The 2,260-nt window shown below is 72.0% G+C and carries 3 protein-coding genes; 1 reads left to right on the top strand and 2 read right to left on the bottom strand.

The genetic code is table 11. The features are described from left to right. Positions 1–1,216 (bottom strand): molybdopterin cofactor-binding domain-containing protein (locus AC1D01_RS30985; RefSeq protein ID WP_477873284.1); only part of this gene is annotated, 1,216 nt, incomplete at its 3' end. Positions 1,217–1,302: 86 nt separating this feature from the next. Then, on the bottom strand, positions 1,303–1,806 hold the full coding sequence (locus AC1D01_RS30980) for a (2Fe-2S)-binding protein (protein WP_477843272.1): 504 nt from the start codon (positions 1,804–1,806) through the stop codon (positions 1,303–1,305). Positions 1,807–1,942: 136 nt separating this feature from the next. Here AC1D01_RS30980 and AC1D01_RS30975 point away from each other — a divergent pair. Then, positions 1,943–2,260, top strand: a 318-nt coding sequence (locus AC1D01_RS30975) for a c-type cytochrome (protein WP_477873282.1), incomplete at its 3' end; no start/stop codon positions are given.

Here is a 2,260-nt window from a genome sequence, read left to right as displayed (position 1 = left end):
CCTGGTGCACCCAGTCGTGCACCGCACCGCGCCGGCCGAAGCCGCCGCCGAGCAGCAGCTTGTAGACCTCGCACTGCGTGGCCGGCAGCCCGGACGCCTCGACCGCCGCCGCATGCGCCGCCTCGCCGTTCTGCGTCGGCGTCCAGACCTCGCAGCGCGCCGGCGTGCCGTCGGACGCGGGCGTGAACTTCGCGGTCGCGTTCATCGTCTCCATCGTCGCGTGGTTCTGGAACGGATAGCTGTAGACCGCCTCGACGACCCGCGCGGCCGAGGCCAGCGCCGCCCGCGCATCGCCGTTCGAATTGCCGACCGCCGCCTCCGGCGCATCGAGACCGGCCTTCAAGGTCGCAGCAATCTCGGCGCTGCCGATCTTCGCGTTCGGACCTTCGTCCCACACCACCGGCAACGCATCGAGCGCGGACTTCGCGCGCCACCAGGTGTCGGCGACCACGGCCACCGCGCTGTCGCCGACGCGCAGCACCTTCTTCACGCCGGGCCGGCCGGCGATGGCCGCCGCGTCGAAGCTCGCGAGCTTGCCGCCGAACACCGGGCAGTCGCGGATCGCCGCGTTCAGCATGCCGGGCAGCTTCAGGTCGGATCCGTAGACCTGCGAGCCGTCGAGCTTGCCGCGCGTGTCCAGCCGCGCGAGGCGCTTGCCAGCGAGCTTCCAGTCCTTCGGGTCCTTCAGCGCCACGTCGGCGGGCGGCGTGAGCTGCGCGGCCGCCAGCGCGACCTTGCCGTAGGTGGTCTTGCGGCCGCTCGCCGCATGCGTGATCACGCCCTTGTCGACCTGGCACTGCGCGGCCGGCACCTGCCAGCCGTCGGCCGCGGCCTGCACGAGCATCGTGCGGGCGATCGCGCCGCCCTTGCGCACGTAGTCGTGCGATTCGCGGATGCCGCGGCTGCCACCGGTCGAGAAGTTGCCCCAGACGCGCTTGCGCGCGAGGCTCTGGCCGGGCGTCGGGTACTCGGTCTTGACGCGCGACCAGTCGCAGTCGAGCTCCTCGGCCACCAGCTGCGCGAGGCCGGTCAGCGAGCCCTGGCCCATCTCCGAGCGGGCGATGCGGATCACGACCGTCTCGTCGGGTTGCACGACGACCCAGGCGTTGATCTCCGGCGTAGCGGCCTGCGCAGCAGCCTCGCCGGCGAACGGAATGTGGAATGCGACGACCAGGCCGGTCGCCGCCGAACCGGCGAGAAAGCCGCGCCGAGTCATGACGACCCCTCCGCTCGATGAGTACATCGATCGATCCCCCGAGGGGATGCGGGCCGGCTTGGGAGCGGCCCGGCGCTCGGCCCGCGTCATGCCTTGCCTCCGTCGATGTGCACGATGTTGAGCCCCGCCTGCTTCGGATCACCGCCGTGCGCCGCCGCCTTGATCGCCGCGCGCACCCGGTTGTAGGTGCCGCAGCGGCAGATGTTGGTCATCGCGTCGTCGATGTCGGCATCGGTGGGCCGCGGCTTGGCCTTCAGCAGCGCGGCCGCCGCCATGATCATCCCGGACTGGCAATAGCCGCACTGCGGCACGTCGAGCGCGGCCCAGGCCTTCTGGATCGGGTGCGAGGCGTTGGCCGACAGGCCCTCGATCGTCACGATCTTCTCCTCCGGCCCCACCGTCGAGGCCGGGCGCACGCAGCTGCGCGTGGGCACGCCGTCGAGGTGCACCGTGCAGGCACCGCACTGCGCGATGCCGCAGCCGTACTTGGTGCCGGTCAGCTCCAACTGCTCGCGCAGCACCCACAGCAGCGGCGTGTCGGGCTCGGCTTCGAACTCGCGGACGCTTCCATTGACGTGTAGTCGGGGCATCGGTCTCTCCTGGGTTGGCGACGGAGCATCTCTCAGGAGCGGCCCAGGCCGAAGCCCCTGCTGCGCATAGGGGACGAAAACCGTAGGATTCTGCGGGGCCCCGAAGATCCGGGCTTCGCGTGGAGGAGACACCCGCATGACCTCGCAGCACCCCGCCTGGCTGGCCTTTGCGCTGGCCGCGGCCACCGGCAGCACCGCCGCCGCGCCTTCGGCCGCGCTGTCGGCCGCGCTGTCGGCCGACGATCTCGCACTGCGCTCGCTCGCCGCCACCTGCGCCGCCTGCCACGGCACCGACGGCCGCCCGGCACCGGGCAGCGCGATCGCCGGCCTGGGCGGGCGCGAGCGCGACGAGCTGCTGGCGCAACTCATCGCGTTTCGCGATGGCAGCCGGGCCGGAACCGTGATGCCGCAGATCGCCAAGGGCTACACGCCGGCGCAACTCTCGCAACTGGCC

Source organism: Rhizobacter sp. P3_B12 (assembly GCF_056402895.1).
Note: the sequence above shows the minus strand (reverse complement) of the source record. Positions and strands in the feature narration are given on the sequence as shown.

Coding starts and splice junctions, on each gene's coding strand:
- AC1D01_RS30980 (WP_477843272.1), bottom strand. CDS start 1,806: ATGCCCCGACTACACGTCAATGGAAGCGTCCGCGAGTTCGAAGCCGAG.